Below are 20,410 nucleotides of genomic sequence, written 5' to 3' on the forward strand. Positions count from 1 at the left end.
TCCGCCGCCCGCCGGTAAGACACTTCCGCCCTGGCGAAACATCCGCTTTTTCAGCCGGTCCGAGACTCGCTGCCCAAAGGAGCGTCATCCCTTCTCGGACCAGCCAGCGGGTCGCGTCGGCCACCCGTTCTTCCAGCTGTGAAAAGATGAAATTCCGCCTCGAAAGTTGAAGCATTTTGCTAAGGAACAGAAGGAGAATCGGAAGCAGGCGTCGAAAGAAGTCTGCGAAGTCCATGCACCTCACCTTCCCTTACCGGCCCAAAGGACCGGTATTTTTTCGGTGAGAACTCCATTCGCTTTGAACAGCGTGGACTCCTGCCTGCCTCCCTAAACCTTACACGCTCCATCCCGGGATGAATTTCAAGGCTTTCGCCGGAGGGTTCTGTAACGCTAAAAAGGCTTTCTACACAATCAAGCGGATGAAAATCAAAGTTAGAATTTACAAAAAAAAAATAGGAATCAAAGACCATACCCTCTTTTTCTCCTCGTGACGATAATTGTTGATGAGCACTTATACCGGACGTAATAGCACGGCGGGAGGGACACATCATCATGAACGCTCGAAACGCCATTTCAAGCAAACCGGTCGTTTTCACCTGGTTGCTCATTCTTTTGCTCTCCCTTATTCTTTCTTTTCTTCCTCATGTCGGTATCATCGCGCTTTACCTTGCACTCTTTTTGTCCGCGTTAGGGGTTCTGGGCGTACTAACTTTCCTTCTTCACCCTTTAGAACAGGTGATGCATCACATCGAAAATGGTCAGCTCGAACAAAAAGTGGAGGGAGTTCAAACGCCAACCCGATACAGGCTCCGGGAACTTGCCGTTGTGTGGGATTCGTTCTTGACCCACCATAACCGGACACAGAAGTTACTGCAAGAAGTTTCACAAAGCGCCGAATATCTTCAAACCGTCGCCACGACCCTGAAAGAGACCGCGGAATCTTCGGATGCCACCACGCGCGAATTATTATCGGCCGTAGAGCAGATCGCCGCAGCAACGGAAGAACTGGCCGCGTCTGCGGAGGAGATGCAGGCGGGAATACAGGAAATTTCCACGACCGCGGAAACAATCTTTCGTCAGGCCTCGGAGGCCAGCGAATATGCAAGCCAGTCGGTGCAATATGCGCAAGATGGCGTAAAGGCGGTCGCCACCGTCGATCAGCAGCTCAAAGTCGTACACCAGTACGCCGACGAGATGAAGCGCGCGATGACGGAAGCGGACGAACGGTCTGAAAAGATCATGCAGCTCGCGGAAACCATTACGCACATCGTCAGCCAGACGAACCTTTTAGCGTTAAACGCGGCCATCGAAGCGGCACGAGCGGGAGAACACGGTCGCGGGTTCGCCGTCGTGGCGGGCGAAATTCGCAAGCTGGCGGAAGAAAGCGCCGAGTCGTCCAAGGTGATCATCACCCTTTTGAACCACAACCGAGAGCAGACGCAAAAAGCGGTCGACCTGATTGACCGATTGGTTGAGGCGGTGGTAGAAAGTCGCGCGCTATCTAAGCAGTCTCGCGACATTTTGGAGGAGATCGCCCGCCGGAGCCGAACGATCGAGGAAAACGCCAGACAATCCGCTCAGGCCACCGAGCAACAATCGCAGGTTCTGGAAGAGATGAACCGCACGATCAGCGAAGTGGCCGGAGCCGCTCAAGATATATCCAGCGGTATGGAAGAGATCAACGCTTCGACGGAACAGCAGGTCAAAGCGGCGGAGCAACTTTCGAAACTAACAGGACAATTATCAAGTGTAGAACATATCTTAAGGGAACGCATTGCGGTGCGATGAGGCTATCCGTGACGGGTCATGCGCCTCGTGCTCTTCAAAAACTTCCTCGGGCAGGGAAGCGAGATCAACTTCCGCTTCAGGAGCGCATCCGTCTGGCGTAAGAGGCGCTGGCCAGGCGGCTGGCTCCCCTGCTGATGCTCCTCAAGACGCTTCGCATTCCCCGAGCGACGGGGGATGACCAGAAAAAGCGCCGGGAAGCCGAGAAGAAACGAAGGGAGTCCGATGCAGCGCTCAAGTCGCAGATCGAAGCCATCCTTCGGGAACATCCGGAGTCCGGCGATCGCCGCCTCGAGGCCGAGCTTCGGCGGCGGGGGATGGTCGGAGGCTGGAGAGGGAGCGCCCGAAAGCCATTGTGCATCACGATCCGAGCGGCGCCTTCTTGAGTCACGCGTGGGTCGGTCATCTCCTGCTCAAAGAAGGGCAGCGGCTGTCGTACCGCCTCCGGGGTCCGAAAGAGCATCCCATCGTCGAATCCTTCTTCTCGCGTTTCAAAGCAGAGCATCAAGACCTTCTGCTTGAAGCAAAGCGCATTGAAGCCCTCGATGCGCTTTTGGCCGAACGGATCCGGACCTATAACGAGCACCGGCTGCATTCAAGCCTACGGGACAAAACGCCCCAAGAAACGCTTAAAGAAGCCCTGAGCACAAGCTCGGATTCTGCCTTACCTTACATTTCTGGAAGAGCAAAAGCTACACCGATCCTAAGCCTGCGGCTAAAAAAAGAAAGGGCACCGATATCCTCCGCACCGACATTTTACCACCTTGGGTTTCACCAGCGGGTGCCGAAAGTTTTGCCGCCGGCACCCGCCAAAGGAATCATTTAAGAAAACGGTACCCTTTGACCTGCCATATCCCAGTGGGACCCTTCCTGACAGGCTGAACGAGAGAAAATTGCAACACCTTTCCGTCATAGAGGGTCACCTGGATAACCTTACCTTCCGGTATTTCCTTTACCTTTACGTCTACCTCTTTGATTTCCTGGACTTCGCTTCCCAGGATCCTAAGTTGCCCTTCCAAGAATTCGTAGATTACTTGATGTGGGTCAAGAAGACCTGGCCGGTGGCCGTTATCCACCTCTTCTTGGAGGAGTTTGGCTTTTCCTGTATCGATCGCAACCTCAGTCCAACCGATATTTTGAGGACCGGGCTCTTGCTGTTGTGCACAACCATATAGACCAACCAATACCACAAGTGCCAAGGCTAAAAGTAAGCATTTACGGCAGATCACTGTACCTCACCCCAATACCCAAGCATTCTGCAAATAACCCAGTCCCAACTGTGAAGCTACGTAAGGAGTCAAATCTATTCCTGCCGGGTTTGTAACTTTCCTTCCAAACTGATCCTTACCGCCATTATACCCCTCATAAAAGGCAGCTTGAGCCTCCGGTTTTCCTAAAGGAAGATCCTTAAACAACCGACGTGGATTCGATCCGTTGGCCGCATCCCAATAATTATCATCTTCATTCCACGGGCCAACCTCCTGAACCGGAACCCCAAGAACGCTCTTATTTGTATTTTCGTAGTAGATATTCACCGTATAAGGCGGGTTACTGTACTTAGGTCTGATAGAAGAAGGAATGCTGCTCAACCAGCCCCGGTTGGCGAACTTCACATACTTGTCAGGCAAGGCTACCTGCCAAGAGGAATCACCATTATACTGAGTTGCAAATACCACGCCCTTCTCAAAATCAGCGAGAGGGGCAACCTCGGCCTCTATCTGCAACTTTTCTGCGATCCACTTTCCCCGATACTCTTTTTCCTGGTTCCACCAGTCTCTTATCCATTTGCGGAAGGTTTCGTACTTCGGTCCCAACACCTTACGGGTCTCTCTATCAATTTCGATAAAGGCAGCGTCTACTCCGGAATTGAACGCTTCGACATTAAACGCATCTTTAGTCTTCAACTCTGCGATACTTTGACGTTCTCTCAGACCCAGCTCTTTGAGTTTCATTATTGTTTGATTATCAAGCCCCAGTTCATTTTGGAGCTTTATCACGTCCTGTTCTAATTTTGGATCCGCCGTCCAAAAGAGGTAGTTGAGAACCTCCTTTTGTCCCCACGGATCCCCGGAAGGGCTTGCTACCACACTATCGGCGCGCGCATAGACGCCTCCTGAAATCAACAGGCTAACCAGCGCCACCGCTAAAACCGCCAGTGAAACCACCCGCCACCGGGCACCAAGTCTCGCCATAGCATGGATGCCTCCTTTTAAAACTTTTCCGCCCGTTAAGCTTCCGCCGCCAGGAGAACCACACCCTCCAAGCTCCGTCTTACCATCCATCACCTCCCCTGACCCCAAACTTCTTCCTGCCACCTTTAGGATAGCCCGGTTTCTCTCCAGTGTAAATACCACAAAAGTGGTATTTTACATTGCCTCACAGTCAGAGCCTTAGCCCGACGAGTAATTCGCGCAGAATGCGGGCGTCAAGCCTTTCGGTAGACATTACGACGGTGGATTTTGGCCGTTTCAATGCTGATGCTCGTTGTAGGTCCGGATCCGTTCGCCGGATTTATACGGCCAAGGGTGCATCGAGGGCATCTGCGGCTTGGGCGAGGCATCGGGTCCTTTTCGTTTTCTTCTCGGCTTCCTGGCGCTTTTTTGGAAAACCGACAAAACCGGTATGCAAGACGATTCACTCAGATTCACTGTGATTGTACTGCGTTCAAAAAAGAGAGTCAAGGGAAACACCCTCGACATTGTGAAGCCCAGCGGAGAGCGAGAGGGGCTGAGTTTTGACGCATGGGCTGCGGAACCCTCTTGGCGCGCGTGCCTAAACACGCTCAGCCGGCAGGACTCGTCGAGGTCCGAAGCATCTTTGCCCAGCCGAGTCAAGCGTTGGCCCGGGAGCGTCTCCGACAGATCGACGAGGCGCTTCGGTCTCGGTATCCTCAGGTGGCGGCGCTCCTGGAAGAGGCAGAAGAGGACGTCCTTGCCGATAGGGCCTTCCCGCCGGAACACGGGCGGCGGATCCATTCGACCAACGTCCTGGAACGGTTGAATCGGAAGCTGGCGCGTCGGTTTGACGTCGTCGGGATCTTCCCCAATGTGGCTGCTGCCTTGCGGCTCATGGGGGCCGTGCTCGAGGAGCAGCATGAGGAGTGGATGGCGTCTCGTGTCATCGCCGGTGTTAAACTGGGTCTCCCGCACTTTTGGTGGTAAGAAGGTGTCTTGCCCTTGAACTCATCGTTCCTTCAAATTGCCTGGCATCTATATTCGGGCCAGCACACGAATACGAAGCAGATCGAAGCCAGCCCTCCCATACATCTGCCGCTTCAGCATCTTGAGCCGGTGAATCTGGCCCTCCACCTGCCCATTGCTCCACGGCAGACGCAGGGCCTGTTCGACCGCCTCCACATCCTGCCGGATGCTTCGCGCAAACGAACGAATTTCCGCCACGCTACTATGTTCGGCCTGCTTAAGCCACGCAACCAGCCGATCCGCCTCCCGGCGTCGCACCATCGCTTCAAAGGATTGGATCAACTCGCGAGCCTCGGCCAGCCACGGTTGATCCTGAGCCCACGCTGTCCACATCCGCCTCTGCTCATCGGTATACGCGTCTTCCGGTTGCCGCAACAGCCGCGCCATCTCCCGCCGTCCCGGCCGTCGTTGGACCCGAACCGGTGAATCATGATGTTTCGAGTACCGTTCACGGCGTACGCGAGCCAGATAGGCGGACAGCGTCGATCGGGAACCGCGGTAGCCCTTTTCCCGCAGTCGCTGCAGGATGAACGGTCCTTTCTTTCCCTCCGCCAACAAGGCTTCGATGTCTGCTTCATAAGGGGATAGTAACGTAGAGCGTCGAGGCCGCGAATACGGCCGGGGATCCGCCTGAAGGTATTTTCTCACCGTGTTGCGGCTGATCGAGAGGGCCCGTGCAATCGCCCGCTTGCCCAGCCCTTCTTGGGACAATCGCCGGATGTGTTCGGCCATCTCGCGCTTTCTCGCCGTCGGCTCACGGAAAACGGTCGACGGACTCATGTCTGGCCCCTCTGTTGCCGCCGGTGCGTCGGTTTCAAGGACAGGTGCCGGACACCGGTCCAGCAGACGTTTGACCAGATCGCTGAGGTTGTGCAACAGGTGCCACCGATCCGCCACTTGCAGGGCCTGCGGGCATCCCTGCCGGGCTGCTTCGGCATAGCTGCCCGCCCGGTCTCGGGCGATCACTTGGATCTCCGGATGTTGCCGCAACCACGCAACCACCGTATCTACAGCCCGATCGGGCAACAGCGCCACGGGCTGCCGGCATTCCAGGTCACAGATGATCGTGCCGTACCGGTGCCCTTTTCGGTACGCCCAATCGTCAATCCCAATGATGCGTGGATGAGAATCAGGTGGTACCGACATGCCGTACAGGAGCCGCAGCAACGTGTCGGGACTGACCGACAGGCCCAGCCGCTGGCAGAGGCGGGCGCCGGCTTCCCCTCCCAACGCGAGAGCCACCGCTCGCATGACGGCCGCGGCACGGCATGTTCGGCGTTGCCGGGGATCCAGGAACGAAGGGAATCGTTCGGTGAAGATCTGCTGGGAGCATGCCGGGTTACGGCAGATAAATCTCCGGGATACGATCCGCAATTGGACGGCTCGTCCACTAATCGGGAGATCCCGAGGAGACCGGATATACCGGCTGTGGATATTTTGTGACCGATGGTGACACTTTGGGCAGCGAGCCGCGTGTCGAACAGGAGTGAGCATGATTTCGAGGCACGTGGGTTGGAGCCGGACTTCCTCGACATGAAATCCGGGGAACAAATGTTTTTTAGCCATGTTTCCTCACCGAGGAGCAGCATACCACCTCCTGCGAGCGAAAGTTGTCGAAATGGGTTGTGAGGCCAGGTTGCAAGTCATACCTCACCAAAAGTGCGGGAGAACCAATTTTAAGTCGGCGTTGACACTCGAAAGTATTTCAGTCCCGAATCGATGACCCGGCTTACGCCGGCTCCAGGCTCGTTTTCCGAGGCAGCCACCCGGAAGAAGGGGATCATGACTTTTGACATCAGCCCACCCGAAGGGGAGCCCATTTACACCACTTGACGGGACGTGACCTCCCGATGCGCCGAAAGAGGTTTATGCGGTTTCATTCCACAAGACGACCGTCGATCATACGCAGGATACGGTCGCATTGCTTTGCCACCCGGTCATCGTGCGTCGTAATCAGCACCGCCGCCCCCCGCGCTTTGATGGATAGAAAGAGCGTCATAATTTCCTGGGTGGTCTTTCCATCGAGAGCAGCCGTCGGCTCATCGGCGAGTATAACCAACGGTTCGTTTACCAGCGCCCGGGCAATGGCGACGCGCTGTCGCTCACCCCCTGACAGTTGCGACGCATTTTTCTTCAAGGCCCAACCAAGGCCGACTTCTTCCAGCGCCTGACGAGTTCTCGCCCGGATTTCCTGCCGGCCAGGTTTGGGATTTGCATACTGAAGGGGAATCATGACATTCCGCTCCACGCTTTCGTTCTCAATGATCGCAAATTCTTGATCGACATACCCGAAAAATTTGTTCCGCAACCGAGCACGGCAAAACTCATCACAGGCCACTTCTTCTCCTCGGATCAGCACGCTCCCTTCTGTCGGCCGAAGAATGAGTCCCAGGACCTTGAGCAATGTCGACTTTCCGCTCCCGGACGGCCCCATCAAGGCAACGCACTCACCCGCTAAGATCCTCAAGGAAACGGCGCGCACAGCCACGACTTGCGTGCGGCCAAGACCATACACTTTGGTCACATTGCGAGCTTCTAGAATTGGTTTCACACCCACCACCCTATCTCTTCTCGAGAAAGTACTTCACGGATCGAAGAGATCCACAAGAAAACAAACACAAAAAAGAGAGCCAACATGACCCAAAGCGCTGCCTCCGGAGCAGGGACGCCGATCAAGTCCAGTATCATGTGTAAATTGCCCTCTTCGGCGAATGAAAGGACAGGTCACTCAGGCATTCACAACGTGCAGCATGGCCGGCTCAGTGGATTTCTGTTGTTCCTTCTTCCACTGCCAATACTCATCCATATTCAGGTAACGGTGCCCAGTGGTCCACGTCTCGTCTATCTCCATGAGTAGCGCTCCAAGCAACCGTATCACGGATTCCCGGTTGGGAAAGATGCGGATGACTCTTTCACGGCGGCGAATCTCCTCGTTGAGTCGTTCCACGCCGTTCGTGGTACGCAAGCGCCGCCGATAGCGATCCGGCAAGACCAGCACGGCCGTGACGTCGTCAAAGCCCTCCTCTAGCACCTTGACGGCCTTGGGTGCCTTCTCAGCGTACTCCTCCACAAATTCATTCATGAGCAGTCGGGCCGTCTTGAGGTCGGGCGCATCAAGAATGGCTCGTACACGCTTGTAGACCTCCTTCTGCAACGCCTTGGGTGTGGCGTCCAAGATATTGCGCATGAAGTGGGTCTGGCACCGTTGCCAGGTGCATCCCTGAAACTCCGTCTGCAGTGCCTTCACCAGCCCGCCATGACTGTCAGACACCACAACGTCAACGCCGCGGAGACCCCGGTTCTTCAGCCAGGCAAAGAACTCCCGCCAGCTGGCCTCCGATTCGCTGTCGCCCAACATCAAGCCAAGAATCTCACGGTACCCTTCTTCGTTGATGCCAACAGCGATCATGGCCGCTCGAGAGCGAACACGCCCTTCCTCCCGAATCCGGAGTACCAAAGCGTCCACCAGCAGGAACGGATAACGATGCTCAGCAAGGCTGCGATTATTCCATCCCTGAACGATGGGATCAAGGCGCTTGCACAGCTCGGAGACCGTGGACTTCGAGAACGTCGTGCCGCACAACTGCTCGGTGACTTTCGCCACGTCCCGGGTGGACACGCCGTTTACCACCATCTCCATCAGGGCGATGATGAACGCTTGTTCGCTGCGCTGGTACCGAGCAAACAGCTCTGTGGAGAACTGGCCATTCCGGACCCTCGGAACCCGCAACACCAGCCGCCCCACACGGGTTGTCAGGGTGCGGGTGACTGTTCCGTTGCGATAGCCTTGGCGTTCTTTCGTGCGCTCGTATGGCGCCGCTTTCAGATGCTCCTGCACTTGCGCTTGGAGGATCTGGTTGACCACACTCTCCACCAGCTTTGCCACGCCTCCATCCCGCTGAAAGAGGCCTTCCAAAATCTCGTCGTCCACGGTAATCTGGTACTGAGCCATCCGGTATCCCTCCTGGTGAAGTGGTTTCTTCTCCGTCTCACATTCTACCAAAGAGGGCCGGATGGCTCATTTTATGTTACCTGGACCATCCGTTTTTACACATGATACCGGACACGACTCCCGCGAAGGTTGAGGGACCAATAAAAAACAGCAACAACGTATCCCGCTGCCAAAAAGAGCATGGTGATGATGAGCAACGGATTTTGCGTTGCGTAGAGGAGAAAAGGCACTTTTTGCGCGCTCTGTGGGATAAGACCCATTCGGTACAATAAAGCAAGGATCTGGCGCACTTGCTCCGGATCCGTCGTATTGATCGTATACTGTCCGGGCGGCAGCGGATCTCCCCCGATACGCCTTGCATATTGAAGGTCGCCAGCTCGGCGAGGCGCACGAATGTCAACATCGGATGTAAAATCCCCAATAGCAGCGGATAAAGATTCCCCAAAATCACCGGCATGATTTCCTCAAAATCATCGGGATGAATTCCCCACCCCTGTGTCGAACTATGGCACCTGCCATCACTTTTGGGGAGGTGCCGGTGATGAGGGAGAGTGAGAAGATGGAGATCAGGAAGCTGTATGAGGAGGGCGTCAGCATCTCGGAACTGGCCAGAAGATACGGCCATGACCGCAAAACCATCCGCAAGGCTGTGAGTGAGCCGAGGCAGCAGGAGGAGGGGAGGGTGAAGTCGCGCAGCCGTAGGGTGAAAGGCCACAAGCTGGAGCCGTACAAGGCCTATGTGGAGCAGCGCATGCGTATCGGCGTCCTCAATGCGGAGCGAATCTTTCGCGAGATCCGGGAGCAGGGATATACCGGCGGAATTACCGTACTGCGCGAGTTCATGCACCCTCTCCGCCCGGTTGTCTCTGCCAAGGCAACCGTGCGGTTTGAGACGGCTCCGGGGGAACAAGCGCAAATCGACCTGGGCGCATTCCCCTACCTGGATCCGCAGGGCCATCGGCGCAAGGTATGGTGCTTTGCCATGGTCCTCGCCTACTCCCGCATGCTCTACCTGGAGTTTATCAGAGCGGCGGACCAACGGCATATCCTCCAGGCGCTCCGGAACGCGCTGGAGTTCTTCGGCGGGGTTCCAAAGGTCATGCTCAGCGACAACTGCTCCCCGCTGGTCGTGGCCAACGACGGTCATGGACACGTCGACTGGCAGCCGGCGTACATGGACTTCGCCAAGTACTACGGATTCGTGCCCAAGGCCTGTAAGCCCTACCGAAGTCGCACCAAAGGGAAGATTGAACGGCCCATCGGGTATATCCGGTCCAGCTTCTGGCCGGTTTCGTTCGTGGACCATGACGACCTGAACCGGCAAGGTGCCATCTGGCGGGATACGGTGGCTAATGTGCGCATCCACGGCACGACGCGGGAGCAGCCGGTGGTGCGGTTTCAGGCCGAGACGCTTAAGCCCCTGCCTAAGAGCCGGTACACGCTGGCGTACGCCGATATGCGCAAGGTCATGAGCGATTGTCGCATCTCCTGGAACACGAACATGTACACCGTTCCATGGCGGTATGTGGGGCACACCGTGCTGGTCCGGGAGTTTGAGTCAGGCCGCCTGCAGATCGAGTACGGCGGGCAGGTCATTGCCGAACACCGCGTGCTCACAGGCAGGCACCAGGTCTCAACCGACCCTGAGCACTTCAAGGGCATCCCGGCTGGGACGCCTCATCCGGATCGAGGCAAGGTGCCAGGGTTGCAAATCGGGCCGGACGTGGAGCAGCGGGAGCTGTCCGTCTATGAGCAGATCGCGATGGGAGGTCAGGGGCAATGAGTGAGGCGTTGGTTTTGGCCAAGGCCGAGGAGCAGCTGCTGGAGCTGGGATTGAAGCGCGCCGCGGCGGTGCTGCCGGCGTGCGTGGAGTGGGCAGCGGGGCACCAGGCGACCTATGCGGAGTTCCTGCACAGACTGCTGGATGCTGAGCAGGAGGAGCGATACAGCCGTTACATGCACGCCAGACTCCGCATGGCCAACTTCCCGTATCACAAGACCCTTGCAGATTTCGATTTCTCGTTCCAGCCGTCCGTCGATGAGCGACAAATACGCGAACTGGCCGGCTTGACGTTCATCCGGGAGGGCAGCAACGTCATCTTCCTGGGACCGCCGGGGGTGGGCAAGACCCACCTTGCGGTGGCCCTGGGGATGGAGGCGATTCGACAGCGCATGAGCGTCTACTTCGTGACCATGCAGAAGCTGGTCGCTGACTTGCGACGGGCGTACCAAGAGGGACGGCTGGACAAGCGCCTGCGCATCTACACCCAGCCGAAGCTGCTGATCTGCGACGAAGTCGGCTACTTGCCGCTTGACGCCTTGGACGCCGCGAACTTCTTCCGGCTCGTGTCGGAGCGCTACGAGCATGGCTCCCTGATCATCACGTCCAACACCAGCTTCACCAACTGGGGGACACTCTTCGGTGACCAGGTGCTGGCCTCTGCCTTGCTCGACCGGCTCCTGCACCACGCCACCACCATCAACATCCGCGGCAACAGCTACCGGATGAAGGACAAGCTGCGCGCCGGGGTGACCCATGCGCTGAAGGAGGAGGTGACCGCGTAGATCGAACATACGTCTGGGGAATGATGCGCGATGATTTTGGGGAACTGAATCCGCTGTTTGTGGGGAATCGAACGCGATTTTTTTGGGGAGTTTTAATCCGCTATTGACACGAATTACCCCCTTCACCATGACTCCCTTTGGCAAAAGGGGGGTCATGCGGGATTCCGACCACCGGCGCTCCGAGTACGTGCCTTGAAAAAGGTAAACTTCATCTGTCGCAAGTTGAGAGTCTTCGGGGTTACCTCGGGGAAACCACGAGACCACGCCGTGCGGATCGTAAAGAAGGATTTCGGGCCGCCCATCTCCGACTGAGGACACGATCAGAGCGAGCGACCGCTCGCGAAGATACGCCTTTAACTCCTCAAGAGCCACCGCCTCATCCGCTTCCGTGACCATTTGAGGTCCCTCGATCATCCGAAGAACGGTGACGTCACCCGGCATGTCGAGCGTGACTTCCTTCCAAGATTCCATCACCGACTGGAAAGACCACACCATAAAAGCTGTGAGAATTCCAAGAAAGAAGCTGGTAAAGGCAAGCCTGAAATTCATCCGCAGTCGCTGGTTCACCCGGACATCCCTTCCCCCCTCACCGCAAAATGCACGTCAATAAAGTTTCCAATTATCGGCTGGAAGCTACTCCAGACCTCAGAACCATTCGAAATCGTACCAGTACTTGGTCGTATACTTGTCGCCCCAGAGCGGAGAATCCCAGACAGAGTCCTCCCGCCACCGGACAGTACAGTCATTCGATGATGTCGCCTCCGATGTGTAGAGACGCCCCGTGTCGAGTGGCGGGCCAGCTTCACGCGTAAACCGGTGATATCCCCTCTTTGCATGTTTTCCGTTGTCGTTATAGCAGGCTTGAATTTGAATATACCCGTTCCACCTTGCACCTCCCAATGTCTCCCAAGCTTTGGCGTAGTTCATGCCTCCTGCCTGCACAGAAGTAGCGATGAAAAAAGAAACCATAATCCCAACGATCCCGAAAATGATCTTGTTCCCCTTCCAAGTAACAATGGCTACCCGCCCTTGGGTGTTAAGTTTATGCAACATGAGTCCTGACCTCCTTGTAAAAGTTTTCTGCACCTTCGATGCCCGATACAATTCCCTTTAAATACACAGATTATTATCTCTTATAAAAGTTTTCCGTAACTATAATGCTCTTCCAACATCCTAATAATCCCTTTGGTATCGAGTGATCGCTTCATCTATTGTTTTTTATCTTTATCCAAATATATTTAGCGGAACCGCGGTTGATTTAAACACCTCCTTTTTGCTTTCATTGTTTGGTTATTATTTTCTTGCCTTTGCGGTATCCGCTTTTGCGCTTATCATACCACAAGATTTAGCCCTTGTCTGTCGTCCATTTGGATGATTTTTAAACGAGATTTCGCTCTTATGTCGTCCATTTGGACGACATAAGCTTCGGAGTCAAAATTTACCCTCATCCGTTTCCTCATCGAGCAAAACGATCGATAAACATTAAGATCGACTTCATGCCCGGTTCGATCCCCAACTTCTCGGCGATGCGGGCGAGGTGCGTCTTGATCGTCGACCGGCTAAGATGAAGCTTCCGGGCGATCTCCCCGGTGCTTGCGCCGGCAGCCAAAAGTTCCAGAACCTCCTTTTCACGGACGGAAAGCTTGGTCGCCACAGAACCCGGAATGCGGACGGCCAGCGAAGGGCGAACGACTTTCCACGATGAAGATGAAACGGTCACTCCTTCGCCCTCCTGCCCGGCCAAAGGCGCTTCCAACGAAGTCGAATACTCTTCTTCATCCCGAGGTTCCCGCTCGATCTGCTCCGCCACTTCGATCAGTCAGCTCGCGTATCCGTACGGATCTCGATACGTCGAAAAGAAAAGGCCCGCATAGCCCAGCGGCTCCTTCCCGAACGGAACCGCGACGGTCCACATCCATTTGAACTGCGGACATGTGCGAACCGCGCCGGCGACGCCCCGAATGCGGCCCGAGCGCTTCGCCAGAACAAAATCGTTGAGGCCATAAGAAGCCTCATCGAGCGCATCTCCGGGCTTGAATTTTGGAAATGCGCCGAAGAGCAGCGACCGTGCGCTTTCGTCTGCGTGTTCCCCGCGCTTCCTCCCGGCGCCGGATGCATGACCGCTGCGACGCGGAGATCGGAATCCGTGACGATGAGCCCGACGTCGGGGAAGAACATTCCGAGCGTTTCGTAACGCCGATACCGTCGGCGAAGGCAAGCGATGAACGAAAAGAGGCGTCCCGAGTTCGGAACGGGAAAATTCGGCGCCCGATCCTGCCGACTTCCGCAATGGGGTCGAATTTTCCGCCTGCGAAGATCGCCGAGCACCTCCGCGATCTCCTCATCCGCCGCCAGGAACGCCGGTTCCCGGTCGGGGATCCACTTCTCCGGCGGGCTTTCCACGGTCCTCCCTCCTGCGCCGCCCGATCGTTCGTTTTGTTCGTTTGCCTTCTCGACTCCGTCTTATGCGCCAATTTTTTGGGGCTTGGCGGAATCTGCAGTCAGGATAGCATGAAAAAAATAACCGGTCAATAGGACACTCGGCTTGGGCCATATGGCCAAAACGAAACCGATCCAGCGCCCCAAAACGAACCGGCGCCGATTCGCAGGCCCATTCCGAACCGGCGCCGGTGTGCGACGGGGGCTTCAAGAACACGACCCGATTTGGAAGAAAAGCATGACTCGCAGAAATTGATGTTCTACTTCCTGGAATCTCCGTCACACCCGATTATGGTTAGCGTCATAAACGGCGTCGCCGCTCCATGGCGCCAACGATGAAGATACCGGCGATAAGCAGCGCGACGACGTAAGGCGACGTGATCCCGTAGAACTTCAAAATAAGTGCGATCACGATGAACGGAACGTATAACAAGAAGGAAACGAAGAGACTTTTCATGATGTCCGGTCCCCTTCCCATGCATGCTCTCGGGCGGAAGAAGCGTCAGACCGCACGAACGTTCGAATATCGATGACGCGGTCCATCCGAAGGGCCTCCGGCGGCCGGTGCGCGACGAGCACGCACGCGCCCGGGCTCGCCTCGATGAAGGAAATGAGCGCCTCGATGCTTTCCTGATCGAGCGTGTTGAACGGCTGAACAGGTCCAGCACGTCGCTTCGGTCCGTCGGCTGAACCATCCAGAGCGCCCGGAACACCTTGATGTGCTCCTCGGCCGTAAGTTCGTCGAAAAGATAATATTATTAATATTTTAAAAAGTTTTCCATACAATGGCAGTTTTGCATCAACCCCGCCGAAAAGAAGGGCAGTTACAAATAAAATTATGGATACAATTGTGTCAGCTGTAAGAATGTAGTTTACAATTGAAGTTGCCACAGCTTCAGATACACCCATTCAGATACACCTAAAGTTCCAGCCACCACGAACAAAAGCATTCCGAACCGGTGCCGGCGTCTGGAGCCAACATCCATTTCTGAGGCAGATTGGGACCAAGGCGGGGCGATGTCAGCCCCCTTCTTCTCGATCGAACCGCGCGACGAGCCCCGCCGCAAGGAGCGGCAAGAAGGCGATCAGGCCGACCGACGTCCGAAGCCCGAACACATCCGCCAGCGCGCCGCCGAGGAGGGCGCCGAAGGCGTAACCTTCGTCCCGCCAGAAGCGGTAAACGCCAAGGGCGGAGGCACGCCACGCCGGCGCTACCCGATCCCCGACCGCCGCCTGGAGGGTCGGGTAGACCATCGCCGTGCCGATGCCGAGGAGGACGGCGGCAAGCCCGAGCGCCGCCACCGACGTCGCCCACAAAAACGCCCAGAGGGAAGCCGCCTGCACCGCCATGCCCCCGACGATCAGCGCCTTACGCCCGATCCGATCGCTTAAGGGGCCGGTGAGAAGCTGAAACAGGCCCCACGATGCCGGATAGGCGGAGACGATCAGCGACGCCGTGCCAAGGTCCAGCCCTTTTTGAGCGAGGAGAAGCGGAAAGATCCCCCACGCCAGGCCGTCTTTAAGATTGGTCGTCATCCCGGCAAAGGAGAGGCTCATGAGCCGTCGGTCGGCCCACGTCGTCCGGCGGAAAGCCTCGGCCAGGGACATCCCGGGGCCAAAGCCGCCTGCCGACCGGGCGGCGGCCGCCGTGTCGGGGGCGACCAGCGACAAGAGGAACCCAACCGCGACCAGTCCAAAGCCGAGGTAAAACGGCTCCGGCCGAAGCGCCTTCGCCATCGCGACGTACCCGGAGAGGGCCGCCAGCACCGAGGCCCCCAGATAGCCGGAAAATTCATTCAAGCCGACGGCCGTGCCCCGTTCTTCCGGCCGGACGAGGTCGAGCTTCATATTGACCGTCATCGACCACGTCAGCCCCTGATGAAGGCCGAGGAGGACGTTGGCGAGAAGGATGACCGTCCACGACGGCGCCGTAATGATGAGGACCGGAACCCAGAACCCGATCCCCCAACCGAAAAGAAGAATGCGTTTTCGTCCGTAGCGGTCGGCGAGGGCCCCGGCAAACAGGTTCACCACGCCCTTGGTCAGGCCGAAACTCACGATAAACGAAAGGGCCGCTCCGGTCGAAGCGAGGCCGAAGACCCGCTCGCCGAGAAGCGGCAGAACCGATCGTTCGAGGCCGACCATGCCGCCGACAAAGAAATTCGTGACGACCAGCAGAAGAAACGGCACCAGATTGGGCACGAGGCCTTGGACCGCCCGCGCCTCCTTGGCGTCCACAGGACCGCCTCCTTCCGATCGCCCCCTCAGGCGCCGGCTCGGATCTTGTCCGTCCGCCCTCATCACCGGGTTCCCCCCTCCTCCCGCCGATGATAGCATAGAGAGAGGACGATAAGAAAGGAGCGCGGAGATGGAACTCACCCAGATCCGCTACTTCGTCGAAGTCGCCCGGCGGGAACACGTGACGGAAGCGGCCTACGCGCTGAACGTCGCCCAGTCCGCCGTAAGTCGCCAGATCCAGAACCTCGAGGACGAACTCGGCGTCGCCCTCTTCGTCCGGGACGGCCGCCGGGTCCGGCTCACCGCCGCCGGAAGCGTGCTCCTGGAACATATGGAAAACGTCCTCCGGGAGATCGAAGCGGCCCGCCGGCGGCTCGAAAGCCTCGTGAGCCCCGAGACGGGGCGGATCCGTCTCGGCTTTCCGTCGAGTCTCGCCAGCTACATGCTCCCGACGGTGCTTTCGGCCTACCGCCGGTTGCACCCGCAGACGTCGTTCGAGCTGCATCAGGGGATGATCAAGGAGCTCCTGGAAAAGGTAGCGGCCCAGGCGCTCGACCTCGCCTTCGTCACGCCGCCGCCCCGGAGCGACCGGAAGCTCTCCGGATTCGTCCTCTTCGACGAGGAGATGGTCGCGCTCCTCCCGGCGGATCACCCCCTGGCGGAGCGGTCGGCGCAGGAAGGCGGTCTTCCCTTCGCGGCGCTCAAGGAGGAGCCGTTCATCCTCTTCCGGCCGGGCATGCTCCTCCGGACGATCGTCGACGAGGCGGCCCGGGCGGCCGGCTTCCAGCCGAAGGTCGCCTTCGAAGGCGACGAGATGGAGACGGTCAAAGGTCTCGTCGCCGCCGGCCTCGGCGTCGCCGTCCTGCCGGAGGTCAGCCTGATCGAAAACGTGCCCCGAAGCGCCGTCAAGGCACGGATCGTCGACCCGCCGATCCGCCGATCCGTCGGCATCGCCTACGACACCGCCCGGCCCAGGACACCGGCGGAAGAGGCGTTTCTCGCGTTTTTGAAAGAGTTCTTTCGCGACTTTCGCCGCTTCGGCGCCTGAGCGCTCGGCGCCGGCAAAGCGCTCTTCAAGCGCCGCGACGGCGAATCGGAACGTACCAGCATCAGCGGCCGTCGGCGACGGGAGCGCCGGCCGGAAAAGCGCCGGGCTCCGGCCCGTCGACAGCCTGCCGGGCCTGAGCGAGCTGGCGGCGGACTTCGTCGAAACCAGTGCCGCCGGGGCTCGTCCGCCGCCGGACGGCTTCGACGGGATCGAGAACGGCGTAGACGTCCGGACCGATGAGCGGCGAGACGGCCTTGAAGTCTTCGAGCGGCAAGCCTTCTAGGGGCACCCCCCGATCGGCGGCGAGGCGGACGAGGCGCCCGGCGGCGGCGTGGGCGTCCCGGAAGGGCATACCCTTCCGGACGAGGTAGTCGGCGAGCTCCGTCGCGTTGGCGTAGCTTTCCCGGACGGCCCGAAGCATCGCTTCGGAGCGAAAGCGGAGCGTTTCGACCGCCGGAGCGAGAACGTCCAGCACCCGGTGGACGGTGTCGACGGTGTCGAAGAGGCCTTCTTTGTCTTCCTGCAGGTCTTTGTTGTACGCGAGGGGAAGGCCCTTCAGCACGGTGAGAAGCGCGAAGAGGTGGCCGAAGACGCGGCCGCTTTTCGCCCGCGTGAGTTCGAAGACGTCGGGGTTTTTCTTCTGCGGCATGATGCTCGAGCCGGTGGCGAAGGCGTCCGGGAGTTCGACGAAGCCGAATTCGTCCGACGCCCAGAGGACGATCTCCTCTCCCAGCCGCGAAAGATGCATCATCAGCATCGAGGCGGCGTACAGAAAGTCCAGCGCGAAGTCCCGGTCGCTCACGGCGTCGATGCTGTTGGGGTAGATGCCGGCCAGTCCGAGGAGGGCCGCCGTCCGGTGGGGATCGATCGGGTGCGTCGTCCCGGCGAGGGCGCCGGCGCCGAGGGGCGAGACGTCGGCGGCCGTCTGAGCGGCGCGGAAGCGCCGGACGTCCCGCTCGAGCATCCAGACGTAGGCGAGGAGGTGATGCGCGAGGGAGACGGGCTGGGCGCGCTTTAAGTGGGTGTAGCCGGGGAGGATCGTCTCCACGTGGGCTTCCGCCTGATGGAGGAGGGCCCGCTGGAGGGTGCGGATTTTCTCGACGACGGCCTCCGCCTGCCGCCGGACAAAAAGGTGCAGGTCGAGGGCGACCTGGTCGTTCCGGCTCCGGGCGGTGTGGAGCTTCCCGCCGACGGGGCCGATCCGTTCGAGGAGCAGGCGTTCGAGGTTCATGTGGATGTCTTCGTCCTCGAGGCGAAACGAAAGCCGCCCTGCCTCCGCGTCGGCAAGGAGCGCCTTGAGGCCGGCGATGATCGCCTCGGCGTCTTCCGGCGCGATGATGCCGGTCTCGCCGAGCATCGTCGCGTGGGCGATGCTCCCCTCAAGGTCTTCCCGGACGAGGCGCCGGTCGAAGGGGATCGACGCGTTTAAGGCGTGTACCCGCGGGTCCGTCTCCGCCTCGAACCGACCGCCCCACAGGCGGGCGTTCGGCGCATCCGCGCGGTCAGGCGCGGTACCGGCTGGCGGCACCGCTCCGGCGGCGGCGGAGGCGTCCTCGAAGCGGTCGCCGGTCTTCGGCCGTTCGGTCTGCATCGAACTCCTCCTTTAACGCCTTCGGCGAAAGAAACGACGTCGGCGAAAACCGTCTTCGCGAAAAGCGCCTTCGGCGTCAAACGTCTCGGCAAACGAAAGAGCGTTAGCAAAAGCGGTCGACGTCCAAGCGATCGACGGTAGAGCAACAGAACGCGCGCCCTTCTCGCCGGGGGAAGGGCGCGCGTCAACATCGCGTCGGGCGGCGCGTCGATCAGCGGGCGTCGCCGACATCCCCGGCCGGAGCCGCCGCAGCCGGTGCCTTGCCGGAGGACACCGCACCGCCTGAAGTCCCGGCGCCGGCCTGAGCGTTGCCGCCGGGTAGCGTTTTGATGCCGCTTGCGGCCGCAGGGCCCTCCGGGAAGTCGGCGGCGAAACGGCCGCCTTCGACTTCCCGGAAGACTTTGGTCGGGAGGCCCCAGAGCTGGATGAAGCCGACCGCCGCCTGGTGGTCGAAAGCGTCGCCTTTGGAGTAGGTGGCCAACGCTTCGTTGTACAGGCTCCGGGGCGCCTTCCGGGCGACGACCTTGACCGTCCCCTTGTAGAGTTTCATCCGGACGGTGCCGGTGACCGGCTTTTGCGTCTCGGCGATGAAGGCCATGAGCGCCTCCCGAAGCGGCGAGTACCAGAGGCCGTCGTAAACGAGCCGGGCAAACTGCTGTTCGATAATCGGCTTGAAGTGGAGCACTTCCCGCGGCAGGGTGAGAAACTCGAGCGCCCGGTGGGCTTCGATGAGGATCGTCGCCGCCGGCGCTTCGTAGACTTCTCGCGATTTGATGCCGACGAGACGGTCTTCGATGTGGTCGATCCGGCCGACGCCGTGCTCGCCGCCCAGAGCATTCAAAGCCTCGATCAGGGCGACCGGGTCCATCGGCGTGCCGTCCAAGCTCACCGGGACGCCGGCCTCGAAGCCGATCTCGACGACGGCCGGCCGATCCGGCGCGTCTTCCGGCGCCTTCGTCCAGGCGTAGGCCGCTTCCGGCGCCTCCACCCACGGGTCTTCGAGGACGCCGGCCTCGCACGTCCGGCCCCAGATGTTGGCGTCGATGGAAAACGGGTTGTCGAAGTCGACGGGGATCGGGATGCCGTGCTTTTTGGCGTAGGCGATCTCTTCGTCCCGGGTCATCGACCACTCCCGGACGGGGGCGACGACCTTCATCCCGGGAGCGAGGGCCTGGATCGACACTTCAAAGCGGACCTGGTCGTTCCCCTTCCCGGTGGAGCCATGGGCGACGGCCGTGGCGCCGTGGGCCCGGGCGATCTCGACGAGGTGCTTCGCGATGAGGGGCCGGGAGAGGGACGAGATGAGGGGGTAGACGCCCTGGTAGAGGGCGTTGGCCTGGATCGCCGGGAGGATGAAGTCCCGGGCAAACTCCGCCTTCGCGTCCCGGACGATCGCCTCGACGGCGCCGACGCGGAGCGCCTTATCCCGAAGGGCGTCCGGGTTTTTTCCCTCCCCGAGGTCGAGGGTGAGGGCGATGACATCGTAGCCGTATTTTTCTTCCAGCCACTTGATCGACACCGACGTGTCCAGCCCGCCGGAGTAGGCGAGGACGATCCGTTCTTTGGCCATGGGGGTGCCTCCTTGAATTCGA

At 58.9% G+C, this 20,410-nt stretch carries 18 protein-coding genes and 1 pseudogene; 7 read left to right on the forward strand and 12 right to left on the reverse strand.

What is annotated here, in order from left to right; translation table 11 throughout:
- Positions 1-552 precede the first annotated feature (552 nt).
- The 3 genes from K2M58_RS06785 to K2M58_RS06795 all read left to right on the forward strand — a co-directional run bounded on the left by K2M58_RS06785 (position 553) and on the right by K2M58_RS06795 (position 2,611).
- Positions 553-1,788, forward strand: a complete 1,236-nt coding sequence (locus K2M58_RS06785; RefSeq protein ID WP_220676929.1) for a methyl-accepting chemotaxis protein — start codon at positions 553-555, stop codon at positions 1,786-1,788.
- 134 nt (positions 1,789-1,922) lie between these two features.
- The gene (locus tag K2M58_RS06790; RefSeq protein ID WP_220676930.1) at positions 1,923-2,171 is read left to right on the forward strand and encodes a hypothetical protein; all 249 of its coding nucleotides are present in this window, start codon (positions 1,923-1,925) and stop codon (positions 2,169-2,171) included.
- Positions 2,168-2,611, forward strand: a complete 444-nt coding sequence (locus K2M58_RS06795) for an integrase core domain-containing protein (RefSeq protein ID WP_220676931.1) — start codon at positions 2,168-2,170, stop codon at positions 2,609-2,611. Before K2M58_RS06790 ends, K2M58_RS06795 begins: the two co-directional genes overlap by 4 nt.
- Here the strand turns inward: K2M58_RS06795 and K2M58_RS06800 are convergent.
- A complete protein-coding gene (locus K2M58_RS06800; protein ID WP_220676932.1) occupies positions 2,604-2,984 on the reverse strand; it encodes a hypothetical protein in 381 nt (126 codons plus the stop codon). The two genes, K2M58_RS06795 and K2M58_RS06800, sit on opposite strands and share 8 nt — an antisense overlap.
- Before the next feature lie 36 nt (positions 2,985-3,020).
- On the reverse strand, positions 3,021-4,067 hold the full coding sequence (locus tag K2M58_RS06805; protein WP_220676933.1) for a hypothetical protein: 1,047 nt from the start codon (positions 4,065-4,067) through the stop codon (positions 3,021-3,023).
- 474 nt (positions 4,068-4,541) lie between these two features.
- Here K2M58_RS06805 and K2M58_RS06810 point away from each other — a divergent pair.
- Positions 4,542-4,901: pseudogene (locus K2M58_RS06810) on the forward strand (transposase); the annotation flags it as partial.
- Positions 4,902-4,994: 93 nt separating this feature from the next.
- On the opposite strand, the gene K2M58_RS06815 reads toward K2M58_RS06810, so the two are convergent.
- The 3 genes from K2M58_RS06815 to K2M58_RS06825 form a co-directional block, all read right to left on the reverse strand.
- Positions 4,995-6,551, reverse strand: a complete 1,557-nt coding sequence (locus tag K2M58_RS06815) for an ISL3 family transposase (protein ID WP_220676935.1) — start codon at positions 6,549-6,551, stop codon at positions 4,995-4,997.
- A gap of 310 nt (positions 6,552-6,861) precedes the next feature.
- Positions 6,862-7,542 carry an ABC transporter ATP-binding protein gene (locus K2M58_RS06820; protein ID WP_252393402.1) on the reverse strand — a complete coding sequence of 227 codons (681 nt, stop codon included), beginning with the start codon at positions 7,540-7,542 and terminating at the stop codon, positions 6,862-6,864.
- A gap of 171 nt (positions 7,543-7,713) precedes the next feature.
- On the reverse strand, positions 7,714-8,937 hold the full coding sequence (locus K2M58_RS06825; RefSeq protein ID WP_220676936.1) for an IS256 family transposase: 1,224 nt from the start codon (positions 8,935-8,937) through the stop codon (positions 7,714-7,716).
- A gap of 505 nt (positions 8,938-9,442) precedes the next feature.
- Here K2M58_RS06825 and istA point away from each other — a divergent pair.
- Together istA and istB are read left to right on the forward strand one after the other, a co-directional pair.
- Positions 9,443-10,720 (forward strand): IS21 family transposase, encoded by a 1,278-nt coding sequence (gene istA, locus K2M58_RS06830; protein WP_252393391.1) that lies wholly within the window; start codon positions 9,443-9,445, stop codon positions 10,718-10,720.
- Entirely contained in the window at positions 10,717-11,502 is a 786-nt protein-coding gene (istB, locus tag K2M58_RS06835) for an IS21-like element helper ATPase IstB (RefSeq protein ID WP_220676869.1), read from the forward strand. The genes istA and istB overlap by 4 nt, the downstream gene beginning before the upstream one ends.
- Positions 11,503-12,147: 645 nt before the next feature.
- On the opposite strand, the gene K2M58_RS06840 is transcribed toward istB, so the two are convergent.
- The 5 genes from K2M58_RS06840 to K2M58_RS06860 all read right to left on the reverse strand — a co-directional run bounded on the left by K2M58_RS06840 (position 12,148) and on the right by K2M58_RS06860 (position 16,179).
- Positions 12,148-12,555, reverse strand: coding sequence for a hypothetical protein (locus K2M58_RS06840; protein WP_252393403.1), 408 nt, complete (start codon positions 12,553-12,555; stop codon positions 12,148-12,150).
- Between the two features lie 403 nt (positions 12,556-12,958).
- Complete coding sequence (locus K2M58_RS06845; protein WP_220676937.1) at positions 12,959-13,312, reverse strand: helix-turn-helix transcriptional regulator; 354 nt, start codon at positions 13,310-13,312, stop codon at positions 12,959-12,961.
- A gap of 930 nt (positions 13,313-14,242) precedes the next feature.
- Entirely contained in the window at positions 14,243-14,398 is a 156-nt protein-coding gene (locus tag K2M58_RS06850) for a hypothetical protein (protein WP_220676938.1), read from the reverse strand.
- On the reverse strand, positions 14,395-14,850 hold the full coding sequence (locus K2M58_RS06855) for an uberolysin/carnocyclin family circular bacteriocin (protein ID WP_252393404.1): 456 nt from the start codon (positions 14,848-14,850) through the stop codon (positions 14,395-14,397). The genes K2M58_RS06850 and K2M58_RS06855 overlap by 4 nt, the downstream gene beginning before the upstream one ends.
- A gap of 111 nt (positions 14,851-14,961) precedes the next feature.
- A complete protein-coding gene (locus K2M58_RS06860) occupies positions 14,962-16,179 on the reverse strand; it encodes an MFS transporter (protein WP_252393405.1) in 1,218 nt (405 codons plus the stop codon).
- A gap of 130 nt (positions 16,180-16,309) precedes the next feature.
- On the opposite strand from K2M58_RS06860, the gene K2M58_RS06865 reads away from it, so the two are divergent.
- On the forward strand, positions 16,310-17,227 hold the full coding sequence (locus K2M58_RS06865) for a glutamate biosynthesis transcriptional regulator GltC (protein WP_220676940.1): 918 nt from the start codon (positions 16,310-16,312) through the stop codon (positions 17,225-17,227).
- Between the two features lie 61 nt (positions 17,228-17,288).
- On the opposite strand, the gene argH is transcribed toward K2M58_RS06865, so the two are convergent.
- A complete protein-coding gene (gene argH / locus K2M58_RS06870; protein ID WP_220676941.1) occupies positions 17,289-18,818 on the reverse strand; it encodes an argininosuccinate lyase in 1,530 nt (509 codons plus the stop codon).
- A gap of 211 nt (positions 18,819-19,029) precedes the next feature.
- Positions 19,030-20,388: an argininosuccinate synthase gene (locus tag K2M58_RS06875; protein ID WP_220676942.1), complete on the reverse strand. Its 1,359-nt coding sequence runs from the start codon at positions 20,386-20,388 to the stop codon at positions 19,030-19,032.
- Positions 20,389-20,410 lie beyond the last annotated feature (22 nt).

Source organism: Hydrogenibacillus sp. N12 (genome assembly GCF_019645935.1).
Classification (GTDB): Bacteria; Bacillota; Bacilli; order Thermicanales; family DSM-22653; genus Hydrogenibacillus; species Hydrogenibacillus schlegelii.

What these genes read in the sequence shown, in the direction of transcription:
- K2M58_RS06785 (WP_220676929.1), top strand. Translation starts at nt 553, where the DNA reads ATGAACGCTCGAAACGCCATTTCAAGCAAACCGGTCGTTTTCACCTGG.
- K2M58_RS06790 (WP_220676930.1), top strand. Translation starts at nt 1,923, where the DNA reads ATGCTCCTCAAGACGCTTCGCATTCCCCGAGCGACGGGGGATGACCAG.
- K2M58_RS06805 (WP_220676933.1), bottom strand. Translation starts at nt 4,067, where the DNA reads ATGGATGGTAAGACGGAGCTTGGAGGGTGTGGTTCTCCTGGCGGCGGA.
- K2M58_RS06815 (WP_220676935.1), bottom strand. Translation starts at nt 6,551, where the DNA reads ATGGCTAAAAAACATTTGTTCCCCGGATTTCATGTCGAGGAAGTCCGG.
- K2M58_RS06825 (WP_220676936.1), bottom strand. Translation starts at nt 8,937, where the DNA reads ATGGCTCAGTACCAGATTACCGTGGACGACGAGATTTTGGAAGGCCTC.
- istA (WP_252393391.1), top strand. Translation starts at nt 9,443, where the DNA reads ATGGCACCTGCCATCACTTTTGGGGAGGTGCCGGTGATGAGGGAGAGT.
- istB (WP_220676869.1), top strand. Translation starts at nt 10,717, where the DNA reads ATGAGTGAGGCGTTGGTTTTGGCCAAGGCCGAGGAGCAGCTGCTGGAG.
- K2M58_RS06840 (WP_252393403.1), bottom strand. Translation starts at nt 12,555, where the DNA reads ATGTTGCATAAACTTAACACCCAAGGGCGGGTAGCCATTGTTACTTGG.
- K2M58_RS06850 (WP_220676938.1), bottom strand. Translation starts at nt 14,398, where the DNA reads ATGAAAAGTCTCTTCGTTTCCTTCTTGTTATACGTTCCGTTCATCGTG.
- K2M58_RS06855 (WP_252393404.1), bottom strand. Translation starts at nt 14,850, where the DNA reads ATGGGTGTATCTGAAGCTGTGGCAACTTCAATTGTAAACTACATTCTT.
- K2M58_RS06865 (WP_220676940.1), top strand. Translation starts at nt 16,310, where the DNA reads ATGGAACTCACCCAGATCCGCTACTTCGTCGAAGTCGCCCGGCGGGAA.
- argH (WP_220676941.1), bottom strand. Translation starts at nt 18,818, where the DNA reads ATGCAGACCGAACGGCCGAAGACCGGCGACCGCTTCGAGGACGCCTCC.
- K2M58_RS06875 (WP_220676942.1), bottom strand. Translation starts at nt 20,388, where the DNA reads ATGGCCAAAGAACGGATCGTCCTCGCCTACTCCGGCGGGCTGGACACG.